Source organism: Blastococcus sp. SYSU DS1024, assembly GCF_054050795.1.
Window position 1 is genome coordinate 130,096 of sequence record NZ_JBJHAA010000008.1, and the last position, 14,529, is coordinate 144,624.

Annotated in this window: 17 protein-coding genes; 6 read left to right on the plus strand and 11 right to left on the minus strand. The window is 75.3% G+C overall.

Annotated elements, in window-relative coordinates; genetic code table 11:
* Positions 1-23 precede the first annotated feature (23 nt).
* On the minus strand, positions 24-713 hold the full coding sequence (locus ACI79S_RS09870) for a winged helix-turn-helix domain-containing protein (protein ID WP_456593250.1): 690 nt from the start codon (positions 711-713) through the stop codon (positions 24-26).
* Complete coding sequence (locus ACI79S_RS09875; RefSeq protein WP_456593251.1) at positions 710-1,912, minus strand: sensor histidine kinase; 1,203 nt, start codon at positions 1,910-1,912, stop codon at positions 710-712. Before ACI79S_RS09875 ends, ACI79S_RS09870 begins: the two co-directional genes overlap by 4 nt.
* Positions 1,913-2,079: 167 nt before the next feature.
* On the opposite strand from ACI79S_RS09875, the gene phoU reads away from it, so the two are divergent.
* Positions 2,080-2,745 carry a phosphate signaling complex protein PhoU gene (gene phoU / locus ACI79S_RS09880; protein WP_456593252.1) on the plus strand — a complete coding sequence of 222 codons (666 nt, stop codon included), beginning with the start codon at positions 2,080-2,082 and terminating at the stop codon, positions 2,743-2,745.
* A gap of 57 nt (positions 2,746-2,802) precedes the next feature.
* On the opposite strand, the gene ACI79S_RS09885 is transcribed toward phoU, so the two are convergent.
* The 5 genes from ACI79S_RS09885 to mshA all read right to left on the minus strand — a co-directional run bounded on the left by ACI79S_RS09885 (position 2,803) and on the right by mshA (position 8,425).
* The gene (locus ACI79S_RS09885) at positions 2,803-3,561 is read right to left on the minus strand and encodes a phosphoglyceromutase (RefSeq protein WP_456593253.1); all 759 of its coding nucleotides are present in this window, start codon (positions 3,559-3,561) and stop codon (positions 2,803-2,805) included.
* A gap of 44 nt (positions 3,562-3,605) precedes the next feature.
* Positions 3,606-4,856 carry an aminotransferase class I/II-fold pyridoxal phosphate-dependent enzyme gene (locus ACI79S_RS09890; RefSeq protein ID WP_456593254.1) on the minus strand — a complete coding sequence of 417 codons (1,251 nt, stop codon included), beginning with the start codon at positions 4,854-4,856 and terminating at the stop codon, positions 3,606-3,608.
* A 100-nt stretch (positions 4,857-4,956) separates the two neighbouring features.
* Entirely contained in the window at positions 4,957-6,468 is a 1,512-nt protein-coding gene (locus tag ACI79S_RS09895) for an MFS transporter (protein ID WP_456593255.1), read from the minus strand.
* A gap of 77 nt (positions 6,469-6,545) precedes the next feature.
* Positions 6,546-7,091 (minus strand): YbjN domain-containing protein, encoded by a 546-nt coding sequence (locus tag ACI79S_RS09900; protein WP_456593256.1) that lies wholly within the window; start codon positions 7,089-7,091, stop codon positions 6,546-6,548.
* Complete coding sequence (gene mshA / locus ACI79S_RS09905) at positions 7,088-8,425, minus strand: D-inositol-3-phosphate glycosyltransferase (RefSeq protein ID WP_456593257.1); 1,338 nt, start codon at positions 8,423-8,425, stop codon at positions 7,088-7,090. The genes ACI79S_RS09900 and mshA overlap by 4 nt, the downstream gene beginning before the upstream one ends.
* A gap of 83 nt (positions 8,426-8,508) precedes the next feature.
* Between mshA and ACI79S_RS09910 the strand changes: the two genes are divergently transcribed.
* Both ACI79S_RS09910 and ACI79S_RS09915 read left to right on the plus strand, forming a co-directional pair.
* Complete coding sequence (locus ACI79S_RS09910; RefSeq protein WP_456593258.1) at positions 8,509-9,294, plus strand: SDR family oxidoreductase; 786 nt, start codon at positions 8,509-8,511, stop codon at positions 9,292-9,294.
* Positions 9,294-9,791 (plus strand): N-acetyltransferase family protein, encoded by a 498-nt coding sequence (locus ACI79S_RS09915; RefSeq protein ID WP_456593259.1) that lies wholly within the window; start codon positions 9,294-9,296, stop codon positions 9,789-9,791. The genes ACI79S_RS09910 and ACI79S_RS09915 overlap by 1 nt, the downstream gene beginning before the upstream one ends.
* A gap of 6 nt (positions 9,792-9,797) precedes the next feature.
* On the opposite strand, the gene ACI79S_RS09920 is transcribed toward ACI79S_RS09915, so the two are convergent.
* On the minus strand, positions 9,798-10,805 hold the full coding sequence (locus tag ACI79S_RS09920; protein ID WP_456593260.1) for a UDP-N-acetylmuramate dehydrogenase: 1,008 nt from the start codon (positions 10,803-10,805) through the stop codon (positions 9,798-9,800).
* Positions 10,806-10,840: 35 nt separating this feature from the next.
* Between ACI79S_RS09920 and ACI79S_RS09925 the strand changes: the two genes are divergently transcribed.
* Positions 10,841-11,704, plus strand: a complete 864-nt coding sequence (locus tag ACI79S_RS09925) for a class I SAM-dependent methyltransferase (RefSeq protein WP_456593261.1) — start codon at positions 10,841-10,843, stop codon at positions 11,702-11,704.
* 7 nt (positions 11,705-11,711) lie between these two features.
* On the opposite strand, the gene ACI79S_RS09930 is transcribed toward ACI79S_RS09925, so the two are convergent.
* A complete protein-coding gene (locus ACI79S_RS09930) occupies positions 11,712-12,059 on the minus strand; it encodes an AraC family ligand binding domain-containing protein (RefSeq protein ID WP_456593262.1) in 348 nt (115 codons plus the stop codon).
* A gap of 103 nt (positions 12,060-12,162) precedes the next feature.
* On the opposite strand from ACI79S_RS09930, the gene ACI79S_RS09935 reads away from it, so the two are divergent.
* Positions 12,163-13,002, plus strand: a complete 840-nt coding sequence (locus ACI79S_RS09935) for a spermidine synthase (RefSeq protein ID WP_456593263.1) — start codon at positions 12,163-12,165, stop codon at positions 13,000-13,002.
* A gap of 65 nt (positions 13,003-13,067) precedes the next feature.
* Positions 13,068-13,271 (plus strand): PspC domain-containing protein, encoded by a 204-nt coding sequence (locus ACI79S_RS09940; RefSeq protein WP_456593264.1) that lies wholly within the window; start codon positions 13,068-13,070, stop codon positions 13,269-13,271.
* A 25-nt stretch (positions 13,272-13,296) separates the two neighbouring features.
* Here the strand turns inward: ACI79S_RS09940 and ACI79S_RS09945 are convergent, their stop codons facing one another.
* On the minus strand, positions 13,297-13,584 hold the full coding sequence (locus tag ACI79S_RS09945) for a DUF2516 family protein (protein WP_456593265.1): 288 nt from the start codon (positions 13,582-13,584) through the stop codon (positions 13,297-13,299).
* Positions 13,585-13,722: 138 nt separating this feature from the next.
* Positions 13,723-14,499, minus strand: a complete 777-nt coding sequence (locus tag ACI79S_RS09950) for a hypothetical protein (RefSeq protein ID WP_456593266.1) — start codon at positions 14,497-14,499, stop codon at positions 13,723-13,725.
* Between the last annotated feature and the right edge of the window lie 30 nt (positions 14,500-14,529).

Consider the following 14,529-nt stretch of genomic DNA (forward strand, 5'->3'; position numbering starts at 1 on the left):
GCGGTGAGCCTCCGGACGGGGCCTCATGCCTCGAGCTTGTAGCCCAGACCCCGCACCGTCAGCAGGTACTTCGGGTTCGCGGGGTCGGGCTCGAGCTTGGCCCGCAGCCGCTTCACGTGGACATCGAGGGTCTTGGTGTCGCCGACGTAGTCCGACCCCCACACCCGGTCGATGAGCTGGGCGCGCGTGAGCACCCGGCCGGCGTTGCGGAGCAGGAACTCCAGCAGGTCGAACTCCTTCAGCGGAAGGGCGACCTGCTCGCCGTCGACAGCGACGACGTGCCGCTCGACGTCCATCCGGACCGGCCCGGCGACCAGCACCCCGCCCTCGACGGGGGCCGCCTCGGCGGCCTCGCCCCGGCGGCGCAGCACCGCACGGATGCGCGCGACCAGTTCGCGCGCCGAGTACGGCTTGGTCACGTAGTCGTCGGCGCCGAGCTCCAGGCCGACGACCTTGTCGATCTCGGCGTCCTTCGCGGTGAGCATGATGATCGGCACGTTGCCGCGGGCCCGCAGCGCCCGGCAGACCTCGGTGCCCGGGAGGCCGGGGAGCATCAGGTCGAGCAGCACGATGTCGGCGCCACCGCGGTCGTACTCCGCCAGCGCGTCGGGCCCGGTGGCGGCCACGACGGTCTCGAACCCCTCCCGCCGCAGCATGTAGGACAGGGCGTCGGAGAAGGACTCCTCGTCCTCGACGACCAGGACACGGCTCATGAGGTCTCGCTCTCCAGTTTCTGCGTTGCGGGGACGGACGACTCCGCCGCCGGGTTCTCGGTGGGACCGGCGAGCGGGATGCGCAGGGTGAACGTGGAGCCCAGCCCTTCCTCGCTCCACACGGTCACCGAACCACCGTGGTTGCTGGCGACGTGCTTGACGATGGCCAGGCCCAGCCCGGTCCCCCCGGTGCTGCTGGCGCGGGACTGGTCCACCCGGTAGAAGCGCTCGAACACCCGGTGGCGGTCCGCGCGCGGGATGCCGATGCCGCTGTCGGTGACGGCGATCTCCGCGAACCCCGACCGCGCCCGGGCCGCGACGGCGACCCGGCTCTTGCCCTCGCTGTAGGCCACGGCGTTGGCCAGCAGGTTGGTCACGGCGGTGACCAGCTGGCTCTCCACCCCGCGCACCACCAGCCCCGGTTGCCCACCGACCGCGATCTCCAGGTCCTTGGCGCGGGCGGCGGTGCGGGTGCGGTCGACCGCCTCGCCGAGCACCCGGTCGACCTCCACGGGCACCAGGTCGGGCAGCGGCTCACCGCCCTGCAGCCGGGAGAGGTCGATCAGCTCCCGCACCAGCCGGCCCAGCCGGTCGGCCTCGTGGGTGATCCGGGCCGCGAAGCGCTGCACCGCCTCGGGGTCGTCGGCCGCGCCCTCGATGGCCTCGGCGAGGAGGGCCAGCGCCCCCACCGGCGTCTTGAGCTCGTGCCCCACGTTCGCGACGAAGTCGCGGCGCACCGCCTCCACCCGGCGCGCCTCGGTGACGTCCTGGAGCACCATCGCGACCGGGCCGGGGGTCGGCACGGTGCCGCCGTCGAGGCGCACGCCGTGCACCCCGACCAGCCGCGGCCCCCCGCCGACCACATCGCCGGGGAGCCGGACGTCCGCGCGGCGGGTGCCCCCGCCGCGGACCGCCCGGGCGAGCGTCAGCAGCTCGGGCACCAGCAGGCGGGTGCCCCGCACGATGCCCAGCGCCCGGGCCGCCGGGTTGGCCAGCAGCACGGCGTCGTCGAGACCCACCACCACGACCGCTGGGTCCATCAGCTCCACCAGCCGCCGCGCCAGCGTCTCCTCGGGCAGCGCGACGGCCGCCCCGTCGAGGGGGCGGCGCCCCAGGTCGGGACGGGAACGGAGGATGATGGTGGCGGCCACCACCCCACCCAGGAGGAGGCCGACCACCAGGGCGACCAGTGGACTCACGGCCCAGATGCTAGGTGCGCCGGGGCCAGGCACCATGATCCGGCAAGAGGTTCACCGCTCGGACGGGTCAGTGTTCACCGGCGATAGGGTCGGAGTTCACCTCACAGCGGCCGGAACGGTCCCCGGCGCGCCTACCGTCGCCGGTGACTCACGACGAGAGGACGACCGTGCGGGACAGTTACCACGAGGAACTCGACGACATCAACACCTGCCTGGTGGAGATGGCGAACTCCGTGGGATCGCAGATGAGCACCGCCACGACGGCGCTCCTCGACGCCGACGTCGCGCTGGCCGACCTGGTGATCGCCGGCGACGACCAGATCGACGCCACCCGGGAGAGCATCGAGCAGCGCACCTTCACGCTGCTCGCCCGCCAGCAGCCGGTGGCCGGCGATCTGCGGACCATCACGACGGCCATGCGGATCGTCGCCGACCTCGAGCGCATGGGCGACCTCGCCGCGCACATCGCCAAGGTGGCGCGCATGCGTTTCCCCGACCACGCGGTGCCGCAGGAGGTCCGGCCGGCCTTCCTGGAGGCAGGCAACGTGGCCGAGCTGCTCATCACGAAGACCGCGACGGTCATCGCGAAGCGGGACATCGAGGCGGCACGGGAGCTGGAGACCGACGACGACGCGATGGACCAGATCCACCGCGGCCTGTTCCGCCAGCTGCTGAGCGAGACCTGGCCGCACGGCATCGAGTCGGCCATCGACATCACGCTGCTGGGCCGCTACTACGAGCGCTTCGCCGATCACGCGGTCAGCGTGGCCCGGCGGGTCTGCTACCTGGTCACCGGCGAGCGCTGGGAGACCGAGACCGCGAACCAGGCCTGAGCCGGGACGGACTCCTGCGCCCCGCCCCTGTGAGCAGGGCGGGGCACAGGGGTCCGCCTACTTCTTGCCCTGGTTCTTGACGGCCTCGATGGCGGCGGCCGCGGCATCGGGGTCGAGGTACTCGCCGCCCGGCGTGACCGGCCGCAGGTCGTCGTCGAGGTCGTAGCGGAGCGGCACCCCGGTCGGGATGTTGAGGCCGACGACCTCGGCGTCCCCCATGCCGTCGAGGTGCTTCACCAGCGCGCGCAGGCTGTTGCCGTGGGCGGCGACCAGCACGGTCTTCCCCATCCGCAGGTCCGGCACGATCGCGTCGTACCAGTACGGCAGCATCCGGACGACGACGTCGGCCAGGCACTCGGTCGCCGGCCGGGCCTCCGGCGGGAGGAAGGCGTAGCGGGCGTCGCCGTCCTGGGCGTACTCGCTGCCGGGCTCGATCGGCGGCGGCGGGGTGTCGTAGGAGCGGCGCCAGGTCATGAACTGCTCCTCGCCGTACTCGGCGAGCGTGGCGGCCTTGTCCTTCCCCTGCAGCGCGCCGTAGTGCCGCTCGTTGAGCCGCCAGGTGCGCTGCACCGGGATCCACTGCCGGTCGGCCTCGTGCAGCGCCAGCTCGGCGGTCATGATCGCCCGGCGCAGCAGCGAGGTGTGCGAGACGTCGGGCAGCACACCGTGCTCGGCGAGCAGCCGGCCGCCCCGGGCGGCCTCGGCGCGCCCCTTCTCCGACAGCGGGACGTCCACCCAGCCGGTGAAGAGGTTGGCCTTGTTCCACTCGCTCTCGCCGTGGCGGAGCAGCACCAGGGTTCCCGTCGAGGTCGTCACGGCGATCATCCTGCCCGACGCGGCCGGCACGGGCAGCAGGGCCGTCAGGCCAGGGCCAGTTCCCGCTCGCCGTCGCGCGCCCAGCGCACCGCCGCCGCGACCACCTCCGCGGCCTCCCCCAGCTGCTCGTCGGTGTGCGTCGCCATGACGGTCAGCCGCAGCACACCCTTCCCGCGCGGGACGGCGGGGTAGGCCACGGCGTTGGTGTAGACGCCGGCGTCGAAGCTCGCCCCCCACGCCGCCGCGGTGATCTCCTCGCTGCCGGTGGGCACGGCGAGGACCGCGCCGCGGCCGGGCACGGGCGCGGCGCCGGCCTCGGCCAGCGCGCGGCGCAGCCGCTCGCCGTTGTGCTGCAGCCGGACCAGCCGCTCGGGCTCGGCGCGCAGGATGCGCAGGGCGGCGAGCGCGGCGGCGACCGACGCCGGGTCGTTCGCGGCGCTGAAGACGTAGGGCATGGCGCCGGCGCGGATGCCGTCGGCGGCGGCCCGGGAGGTCATCACCGCGCCACCGACGCTGGCCAGCGACTTGCTCAGGGCGACCGTCACCGCGTCGACGCGGTCGAGCACGCCCAGCTGCTCGGCGGCGCCCCGCCCACGCGGACCCAGCACGCCCAGCCCGTGCGCCTCGTCGACCACCAGGCGCACCGCGTACCGCTCGCACAGGGCGGTGATCTCCGCGAGGGGCGCCAGCTCACCGGTCATCGAGTAGACCCCGTCGACCACGACGACGGCGCCGACGCGGGGGTCGAGGCGCTCGAGCCGGACGGCGAGCGAGTCCAGGTCGTTGTGCCGCCACCGCACGACCGTGCCGCGGCTGGCCGCCGCGGCGGCGTGCAGGCTCGCGTGCACGTGGGCGTCGACGAGCAGCACGTCGTCGGGACCGCACGCCGTGGACAGCAGCGCCAGGTTGGCGTTGACGCCCGAGGACGTCAGCACCGCCGCCTCCGTGCCGTAGAGGTCGGCGAGCTCCTCCTCGAGCTCCAGGTGCAGGGCGGTGGTGCCGTTGAGCACCCGGCTGCCCGATGCGCTCGTGCCGTAGCGGCGGAGCGCGCCCGCCGCGGCCTCGACGACGCGCGGGTCGCCCGCGAGCCCGAGGTAGTTGCCGGTGCCCAGGTTGATGCGGGCCCGGCCGTCGGCGTACGTCGTGACCGGCAAGGGGGCACCGCCGGTGGGGACGGCGTGGGTGGCCGCGCCGGTGCGGCTGTGCTCGCGCAGCAGCGCGGCCAGCGGGTTCTGCAGCAGCGGGGCGAAGGGGTCACGTCGTCCCGTACCCGGGTGCTGGACGTGGTCGGGCACGGCGGATCCCCTCCGGTTCGGCGCGGGGAGCCCCGCTCGCGTCGCGGGTCAGCCTGGGCAACGGACCAAGTCGTCGTCAACACTGCGTTGCCCTTTGGAGTCACTGCGTGACCGAGGACACCTGCTTCGGCCGTCCGGGCAGCCAGATCAGCACCACCACCGCCGCGACCAGGGTCGCGGCCGCCGTCCCGATGGCCGTCAGGTGCATCGCCGTGACGAACGCCTCCCGGGCGGGCTCGACCACCGCGGCCGCGGCCCGCGCCGCCTCCGGCGTCCCCTCGGCCTGCGCGCGGCGCACCGCCTCCAGCGTGGCGACGATCGAGTGGCGGGCGTCGTCGCGTGCATCCGCAGGCAGCCCGTCCGCCGCCGAGCCGAGCTGCGCCGAGTAGGTGGCGGCGAGCAACGAACCCAGGATCGCGACGCCGAGGGCGCCACCCACCTGGCGCACGGAGTTGTTCACCGCGGCGCCGGCGCCGGCCTTCTCCCGGGGGACGACGGACATGATCGACTCGGTCGCGGGGGCCATCACCGCACCCATCCCGACGCCCTGCACCAGCAGCACCGTCAGCAGCAGCCAGACCGGGGAGGTCAGGTCGAGCAACTGCACGCCGGCGAAGGAGGTCGCGATGAGCAGGAACCCGGTGGCGCACACCGCCTTGGCGCCGAACCGCTCGGCCAGCCCGGAGCTGCGAGGCGCCATGACCGCCATGCCGAGCGCGACCGGGATCAGCGCCGCACCGCTCTGCAGCGGGGAGTAGCCGCGGACGCCCTGCAGGTAGAAGACGAGGTAGAACGTGGCGCCGAGCAGGGCGAAGAAGTTCAGCCCCAGCGCGCCGGCGGCCGCGGAGAAGGCCGGGTTGCGGAACAGGGAGACGTCCAGCGCCGGGTGGGGCGAGCGCCGCTGCAGCCAGACGAACACCGCGAGCAGCACGACCCCGCCGACCAGGGGCACCAGGACGCCAGGGGTCGTCCACCCCTCGCCACTGCCGCCGCGGATGATGCCGAAGACCAACCCGGCCAGCGCGATGATCGACAGCAGCACCCCGGGTACGTCCAGGCGACCGGGGTGGGGGTCGCGGGACTCGGGCACGACGGCCAGCACGGCGCCGATCCCGAGGACGGCGACCGGGACGCCGACGAGGAAGACCGCACCCCACCAGAAGTGCTCCAGGACCGCTCCACCGGCGAGCGGTCCGCCCGCGACCGCGATCCCGGCGGTGCCGGCCCAGACCCCGATGGCCCGGCCGCGCTCGCGGGCCGGGAAGACGTTGGTGATGACCGCCAGCGTGGTCGGCTGCACCGCGGCGCCGCCGATGCCCATGACCGCCCGCCACGCGATGAGCTCCAGCGCGCTGCCGCTGAACGCGGCGAGCACCGAGCCGACGGCGAAGATGCTCAGGCCGATGAGCAGCACCCGCCGGCGGCCGATCCGGTCGCCGATCACACCCCACGAGAAGAGCAACCCGGCGAACACGAGGATGTAGGCGTCCACGGCCCACTGCAGCTCGCCCTGGGTGGCGCCCAGCTCCCGCTGGAGGGTCGGGATGGCGACGTTGAGGATCGTGTTCCCCATGATCACCACGAGCAGGCAGACGGTCATGGTGGCCAGCACCCACCACCGGCGCTCGTAGCCGGGCCCCGCTCCCTCACCGGGTGCCCCGGCACCCGGCTGCGACCTGTCCGTCGCCGTCACGCCCCCGGCGCCGGGTCGGTGCCCCGCCCTTCCGCGGCCGGGCGGCGCGACGGGTCGGCGAAGGCCGCGAACGCCTCCAGGTTGCGCAGCGACTCCCCGCGCTTGACCCGCCACTCCCACTCGCGGCGGATCGACGTGCCGAACCCGATCTCCAGCATGGTGTTGAAGTGGTCGTCGGCGTAGCTGAGCACCGCGCCGAGGAGCCGGTCGAGCTCCTCGGGCGTGACGGCGGCGTGCGGCAGCCGGCCGGTCAGGTAGACGTCGCCCACGGAGTCGATCGAGTACGCGACGCCGTACATGCGGGCGTTGTGCTGCAGCAGGTAGGTCCACAGCTGCTCGCGGTTCTCGTCGGGCTGGCGGCAGACGAACGCCTCGACCCGCAGGGCGTGGTCGCCGACGACGAGCCCGCACACCGTCTTCAGCTTCTTCGTCCCCGGCAGGTCCACGAGCCAGGTGCCCGGCCTCGGGTGCTCGTGCACCAGCTCGCTGTCGCGCAGAGCCCGGTCGATGACGGCGTCGAGCTCCTCGATCGTCCGGTTCACCGCGCGACCCCCATCCCGGGCAGGGCCCGCAGCGGTCCACCCCGGCGGTCGCGCACCGGGCGGACCGGCGGCGCCGCCATCTCGGCGGCCGCGGCGACGTAGGCGTCGACGAGCGCGTCGGCGGTGCGGTCCCAGGAGAAGCCGGCCGCGTGCCGGCCGGCGCCCGCGGCCAGCAGCTCGCGGCGGGCGAGGACCGAGCGCACCGCACCGGCGTAGTCGTCGGCCCGGTGCCCGTCGACGAGCACCCCGGAGACACCGTCGCGCACCGCCGTCGGCAGCCCGCCCACGGCCGCCGCGACGACGGGGGTGCCGCAGGCCTGCGACTCCAGCGCCACCAGGCCGAAGGACTCGTTGTGGCTGGGGACGACCGTCACGTCCGCGGCCCGGTAGAACTCGGCCAGCCGCGCGGGCGGCTGCGGCGCGTGGAAGCGGACGACGTCGCCGATGCCCAGCGAGCGGGCCAGCTGCTCGAGCTGCCGGGGGGCGTCCAGGCCGGTGCCGCTGGGCGCGCCGACCACGTGCACCTGCAGCCGGGACCGCAGCGCCGGGTCGTCGGCCAGCATGCGGGCCGCGGTGTGCAGCAGCACGTCGGGGGCCTTGAGCGGCTGGATGCGCCCGACGAACAGCAGCACCACCGCGTCGTCGGGGACGCCGATCGTGCGGCGGGCCGCCGCCCGGCTGCCCGGCCGGAAGCGGTCGAGGTCGACCCCCGGCGGGACGACGAGCGTGCGCGCGGGGTCCGCGCCGTAGAGGCGCACCAGCTGGCGGGCCTCCTCGTCGGTGTTGGCGATCAGCCGGTCGGCCTCGGCCACCACCTGCTCCTCGCCGATGACGCGGGCGCGGGGCTCGGGGCGGTCGCCCGCGGCCAGCGCCTCGTTCTTGACCTTGGCCAGGGTGTGCGCGGTGTGCACCAGCGGCACCCCCCACCGGTCGCGCGCCAGCCAGCCGACCTGCCCGGAGAGCCAGTAGTGCGAGTGCACGACGTCGTAGTGACCCGGCTCGTGCTGGGCCTCCGCACGCAGCACCGCGGCCGTGAACGCGCAGAGCTGGGCGGGCAGCTCCTCCTTGCCCAGGCCCTCGAACGGCCCGGCGCTGACGTGCCGCACGGTGACGCCGGGGCTCACCTCCACCACCGGGGGCAGCTCGCTGGAGGTGGCGCGGGTGAAGACGTCGACCTCGATGCCCCGGGCGGCCAGCCGGCGCGACACCTCGACGATGTAGACGTTCATGCCACCGGCATCACCGGCACCGGGCTGATCCAGCGGGCTGGTGTGCACCGACAGCGTCGCCACGCGCGCCGGGCGGCCGGCCCGGGGGAAGCGGCGAGCGGGCACGAGGGACCTCCGCTCTGCTCTGCGAGGGCCCCGACCGGCACCCCTGTCGGTACTCCATCCTGCAACAGCGCCAGGATGGGCACATGTCAGGTCCCTCACCCTCGGCCCCCGCGGGGGCCGGCGCCCTGCCCGGTACCGGCCGCACCGCCGTCGTCACCGGCGCCTCGAGCGGGATCGGCGCGGCCACGGCCCGCCGGCTGGCCGCCGAGGGCTTCGACGTCGTCGTCGGCGCCCGCCGCCTGGACCGCCTCGAGGCGCTCGCCTCCTCGATCGGGGCCCGGGCCCTCCCGCTCGACGTGACCGACCCCGGCTCGGTGGAGGCGTTCACCGCCGCCCTCGGCCGCGTCGACGTGCTGGTCAACAACGCGGGCGGGGCGTTCGACACCGCCCCGGTGGCCGAGGCCGACCTGGACTCGTGGGCGCGCACCTACGAGGTCAACGTGCTCGGGACCGTGCGCCTGACGAAGGCCCTGCTGCCCGCGCTGCGGGCCTCCGGCGCGGGTGACGTGCTGTTCGTGGGCTCCACCGCGGGGCTGATCTCCTACGAGGGCGGGGCGTCGTACACGGCGGCCAAGCACGGGGTGCACACGCTGGCCGAGACGCTGCGGCTGGAGCTGTGCGGCGAGCCGGTCCGGGTGATCGAGATCGCCCCCGGCATGGTGCGGACCGAGGAGTTCTCGCTCAACCGGACCGGCTCGCAGGAGCGGGCCGACGCCGTCTACCGCGGGGTGCGGGAGCCGCTGGTGGCCGAGGACGTCGCCGACTGCATCGCCTGGGCGCTGACCCGCCCGCACCACGTGAACGTCGACCTGCTCGTCGTGCGGCCCCGCGCCCAGGCCGCCCAGCACAAGGTCGCCCGGGAGGAGTGATGATGCTGGTCCGCGAGGCGACCGGAGACGACTGGCCGGCGATCCACCCGATCTTCCGGGCCGTCGTCGACGCCGGGGAGACCTACGCCTATCCCGCCGGGCTCTCCTCCGAGGAGGCGCGGGCGCTCTGGATGGAGCCCCCGCCCGGCCGCACGTTCGTCGCGGTGGACGGCGACCGGGTGCTGGGCACCGCGAAGACGGGCCCGAACCGGCCGGGTCGCGGCTCCCACGTGGCGACGGCGAGCTTCATGGTCGACCCGGCGGCGCAGGGCCGTGGCGTGGGTCGGGCGCTCGGCGAGCACGTGGTCGCGGCGGCGCGCGCGGACGGCTACCGGGCGATGCAGTTCAACGCCGTCGTCGAGACCAACACGGCGGCCGTGCGCCTGTGGCAGTCACTGGGCTTCCGCGTCATCGGCACCGTGCCGCAGGCGTTCGCGCACCCCGAGCACGGCTACGTCGGCCTGCACGTCATGCACCTGGACCTGACCGGCGCCTGAGGCGGGTCAGGGCCGCACGGCGGTCGGCTCGCGCTCCAGGCTGACGCCGAACCGCTCGCGCACGGTGCCGGCCACCCGGTCGGCGAAGGCCAGCAGCTCCGCCGCCGTCGCACCGTCGGAGGTGGTGAGGGCCAGGCTGTGCCGCGACGACGTCCCCACCCGCCCGTCCCGGGTGCCGCGGCCGAAGCCGGCGTGCTGCACCAGCCACGCGGCGCTGAGCTTGACCAGGCCGTCGCCGGCCGGCCAGCTGGGGCACCCCTCGACGGCGTGCCCGGCCGGCACGATCGGGTTGGTGAAGAACGACCCGGCGCTGCGCGAGTCGGGGTCGGCGGGGTCCCAGACCATGCCCTTGCCCCGCCGCAGCCCCAGGACGGCCTCCCGGACGTCGGCCAGCGGGGCGACCTCGCCGACGTGGATGCCGAGGGTGCGGGCCAGTTCGGCGTAGCCGACCGGCCGCGACACCTCGCCGGGGCGCAGCTCGAACGCCACCTCGAGGACGACGAACCGGCCGGGCTCGCGCTTGAGCCGGCTGTCGCGGTAGGCGAACCCGCACTCGGCGGGCGCGAGGGTGCACTCGGCCTTCTCGGCCCGGTCGTAGACGCGGACGGCGGTGATCGTCTGCGCGACCTCCTGGCCGTACGCGCCGACGTTCTGCACCGGCGTCGCCCCGGTGGAGCCGGGGATGCCCGACAGCGCCTCCACGCCGGCCAGCCGCTGCTCGACCGTGTGCGCGACCAGCGCGTCCCAGTCCTCCCCCGCCTGCACGGTGAGGGTGTCGCCGGTGCGCTCGATGCCGCGGGACCGGACGGCGACGACGTCTCCCGGCCACCCCTCGTCGGGGGCGATGAGGTTCGAGCCGCCGCCGATGAGCAGCAGCGGGCGGCCGGACTCGTCGGCGTCGCGGACGGCGGCCACGAGCTCGGCGGCCGTCTCCACCTCGATCAGCCGCTCGGCGGGGCCGCCCACGGCGAGGGTGGTCAGCTCCGCCAGCGGGACCTCGGATCGCACCTGCACGGGGACGACGGTAGCCGGGACTAGGCTCGCACCCGGTGAGCGAGCCGGGCAACGACCACAAGCGCCGGGCCTCGCTGTCCCCTCAGCCGCAGCGCCGGGCGCCCCGGCTGGCCGCGGGGCGGGCGCGGGCACTGGGGCTGCCCACCCGCGGGACCACCAACGCCAACCGGCTGCGCCGGGTCGACCGGTGGCTGGTGGCCACGCAGGTGCCGCGGCTGCGGGACGCCGCTCGTCCGCTCGTCGTGGACCTCGGCTACGGCTCCTCCGCCGTGACGACGCTGGAGCTGGTCGAGCGGCTGGGGCCCGAGGTCGACGGGCTGGAGGTCGTCGGGCTGGAGATCGACCCGGCGCGGGTGGCGGCCGTGGCCGACGACCGGGATCCGCCCCGGGTGGACTTCCGGGTGGGCGGGTTCGAGCTGGCCGGGCTCCGGCCGGTCCTGGTGCGCGCCTTCAACGTGCTGCGCCAGTACGACGAGGAGTCCGCGGCGCGCGCCTGGGACACCATGCGCGGCGCGCTGGCTCCCGGCGGGCTGATCGTCGAGGGCACCTGCGACGAGTGGGGACGGCGCGCGGCCTGGGTGGCGCTGGACGCCGACGGCCCGCTGACCCTGACGCTCGCGGCGCGCGTCTCCGACATCGCGACGCCGTTCGACCTCGCCGAGCGGCTGCCCAAGGCGCTCATCCACCACAACGTGCCCGGGCAGCCGGTCCACGAGTTCCTGCGCGCCTTCGACGCCGCGTGGGCCGCCGCGGCCGGGATGAGCGCCTTCGGCCCGCGCCAGCGCTGGACGACGGCGGTCGAGGCGCTGGGCCGGCAGGGCTGGCCGCTGGTGGGCTCCAGCCGGCGCTGGCGGCACGGCGAGATCACCGTGCGGTGGTCGGCGGTCGCGCCCGTCTGACCGGGCCTCAGCCCTCGTCGGGTACCGGCACCACCGGGCTCTCGACCACCACGGCGACCATCCCGGCGTCCGATCCGCTCTCGTGCAGCTCACCGGGCTCCCACAGGACGGCGTCCCCGGTGGCCAGCGGGACCCGGCCGCCGTCGGCGCCGGCCGCCCAGCCCGCACCGGAGACGACCGCGAACAGCTGCCAGAGGCGCGTCTCGTGCCGGCCCACGACCGCACCGGCCGCGAAGGTCGCCAGGTGCACCCCGAAGCCGGCCACCGGTTCCCCCACCCGGGCGGGCGACACCATGACCACGCCACGGCTGCCGAAGGCGGTGATCTCCCGCGCGGAGAGGCGGACCCGGCGCACGCCCGGGACGGTAGCCACCCGGGCGCCCGGAGTCCCTCCCGGGTGCGACCATGATCCGGATGAGTGCGGGGACGGCCGGGTGCCGGATGGGGACGGGGCGCCGGTGAGGACACCGCCGGGGCCGGTCCCCGTCGACGGCGGTACCGCGGAGCTGCTCGCCGACGCCGACCGCGACGGCTCGTGGGTGCTGATGGTGAACGACACCCCGCAGTCCCACGTGGACCTGGCCGACCCGACCCACCTCGAGTTCGAGTACGTCCGGCGGATCGGCCACGTGCTGGACCTCGCCGCCGATGCCGGCGCCCCGCTCGACGTGGTCCACCTCGGCGGCGGCGCGCTGACGCTCCCCCGCTACGTGGCCACCACGCGCCCCGGGTCCCGCCAGCGGGTCGCCGAGATCGACCAGCCCCTCACCGATCTGGTGCGCGAGTTCCTGCCGCTGCCGCGCGCCGCCCGGGTGCGGGTGCGGGCCGCCGACGCCCGCGAGGCCCTCGCCGCGCTGCGCCCGGACAGCGCCGACGTCGTCGTCACCGACGTCTTCGCCGGCGCCCGCACGCCCGCCCACCTCACCACCGTCGAGTTCGCGGGCCAGGTCGCGCGGGCGCTCCGGCCCGGGGGCGTCTACGCGGCCAACGTGGCCGACGGGCCGCCGCTGCGCTTCGCACGTGGCCAGGTCGCCACGCTCCGCACCGCCTTCCGGTACGTCTGCCTGCTCGCCGAACCGGGCATCCTCCGGGGCCGGCGCTTCGGCAACCTGGTCGCCGTCGCGTCCGACACGGAGCTGCCGCTCGCGAAGCTCAGCCGCACGTGCGCGCGCGACCCGATGCCGTCGCGCGTCGTCGACGGCGACGAGCTGGACCGCTTCACGGGCAACGCCCGGCCGGTCCTCGACGCCGACGCCGAACCCTCGCCCGAGCCGCCCGCCGGCGTGTTCGGCCGCTGACCGCCCGACCCGCTTCCCAGCCGCACCGACCGGTCGGACCTGCCGCCCGGTCCTAGGCTGCACGCATGACGACGCCTGCGCCCTACCGGCTGCGCCGGGACACCCGCCACAAGATGGTCGCCGGCGTCTGCGCCGGCATCGCCCGGCGCTACGGGCTCTCGCGCAGCGGCCTGCGCGTGGCCTTCCTGATCTCCTGCGTGCTCCCGGGCCCGCAGTTCGTGGCCTACCTGCTGCTCTGGATCATCATGCCGGCCGACGACCGGCCCTGAGCCGGCCGGCGGGGGCAGCCGCCTGCTACCAGGTGGTGTCGCGACGCATACCGCCGACGGCGGGACGCACGTCGACCAGGTAGACGATCGCCGCGATGACCGCGGGCAGCCCGAGCAGTGACAGCGGCGTCTTCTGCCAGAAGATGACCAGCAGGGCCAGGCCGGTGATCGCCGCCCAGCCCGGCTTGGTCAGCTTCCCGGCGGCGACGTACCCGGAGGCCGGCCGGATGAGGGCGTCGACGAACGCCCAGGCGGTCAGCCCCAGGGACGCCCAGTACAGGATGAGCAGCAGCCACCCGTCGAACACGCCCATGCCCCGAGCCTACCCGCGCACCGCGGTCCGCCGGGCCGGCCGGCCGGTCGACTCGCCCGGACGGAGGGGTTCGCCGGACGCGGCAGGGCCCCGGAGCGCTCGTCGCAGCTCCGGGGCCCTGTCGGTGGCGCCGTGGCGTCAGTTCTTCTTGGTGGGCACCGCGGTCGGGTCCGCCGGCTTGGCGGAGCGGGCCCGGGTCACGCGGGCCGAGGTGACCTTGGCCGGGGACTTGCGGGCGGCCGAGGTGCCCTTCTTCGCGGTCGTCCGGCGCTTCGGGGCCGCGACGGCCTCCTCGGCGGTGTCCTTGGTGGCCTCGGCGGCGTCCTCGACGACGTTCTCGGCGCGGGCCGCGGCCTTGGTCGCCTTGGCAGCGGTCTTCTGCGCCACCGAGGTCACCTCGTTGGAGGCTTCGACCACGGCCTCGGCGCCCTCCTCGAGCGCGTCCTCGAGGGCGTCCTCGACGGTGTCGACGGCCTGCTCGGCGCGACGGGCGACGCGGCGGACACCGGGCTGGCGGCGCAGGTCCTCGACGACGACCGCGCCACGCTCGGCCAGGGTCTCCACCGTGGCGGCGGCCTGCGTGCGGGCGGTCTCGACCAGCCCGGCGACGGTGCTGGCCAGCACCTCGGGACGGACGGCGTCGGCCAGCTGCTGGGCGGTGGTGCGGGCGGTTCCGGCGGCCTCGGCGGCCCGGGTGCGGGCCTCCTTGACGGCGAGGTCGGCCTGGACCTGGGCCTCGCCCGGCAGCGCCTCGGCGGTGCTGCGGAACTGCGCGACGACGGTGCGGGCGCGCTCGACGGCGAGGTCACCGGCGCCGACGAAGGCGAGCAGCGGGGTGCGGGCCTGCTCGGCGAACGTGCGGCCCTGGGCCACGGCGAACTCGCCGTACTGCTTCACGGTCTGGGTGGGGGTCATGCCGGACTCCTTGGGAGTGGGAGATGGGGG

Coding starts and splice junctions, on each gene's coding strand:
- ACI79S_RS09940 (WP_456593264.1), top strand. CDS start 13,068: ATGACGACGCCTGCGCCCTACCGGCTGCGCCGGGACACCCGCCACAAG.
- ACI79S_RS09870 (WP_456593250.1), bottom strand. CDS start 713: ATGAGCCGTGTCCTGGTCGTCGAGGACGAGGAGTCCTTCTCCGACGCC.
- ACI79S_RS09945 (WP_456593265.1), bottom strand. CDS start 13,584: ATGGGCGTGTTCGACGGGTGGCTGCTGCTCATCCTGTACTGGGCGTCC.
- ACI79S_RS09915 (WP_456593259.1), top strand. CDS start 9,294: ATGATGCTGGTCCGCGAGGCGACCGGAGACGACTGGCCGGCGATCCAC.
- ACI79S_RS09910 (WP_456593258.1), top strand. CDS start 8,509: ATGTCAGGTCCCTCACCCTCGGCCCCCGCGGGGGCCGGCGCCCTGCCC.
- ACI79S_RS09950 (WP_456593266.1), bottom strand. CDS start 14,499: ATGACCCCCACCCAGACCGTGAAGCAGTACGGCGAGTTCGCCGTGGCC.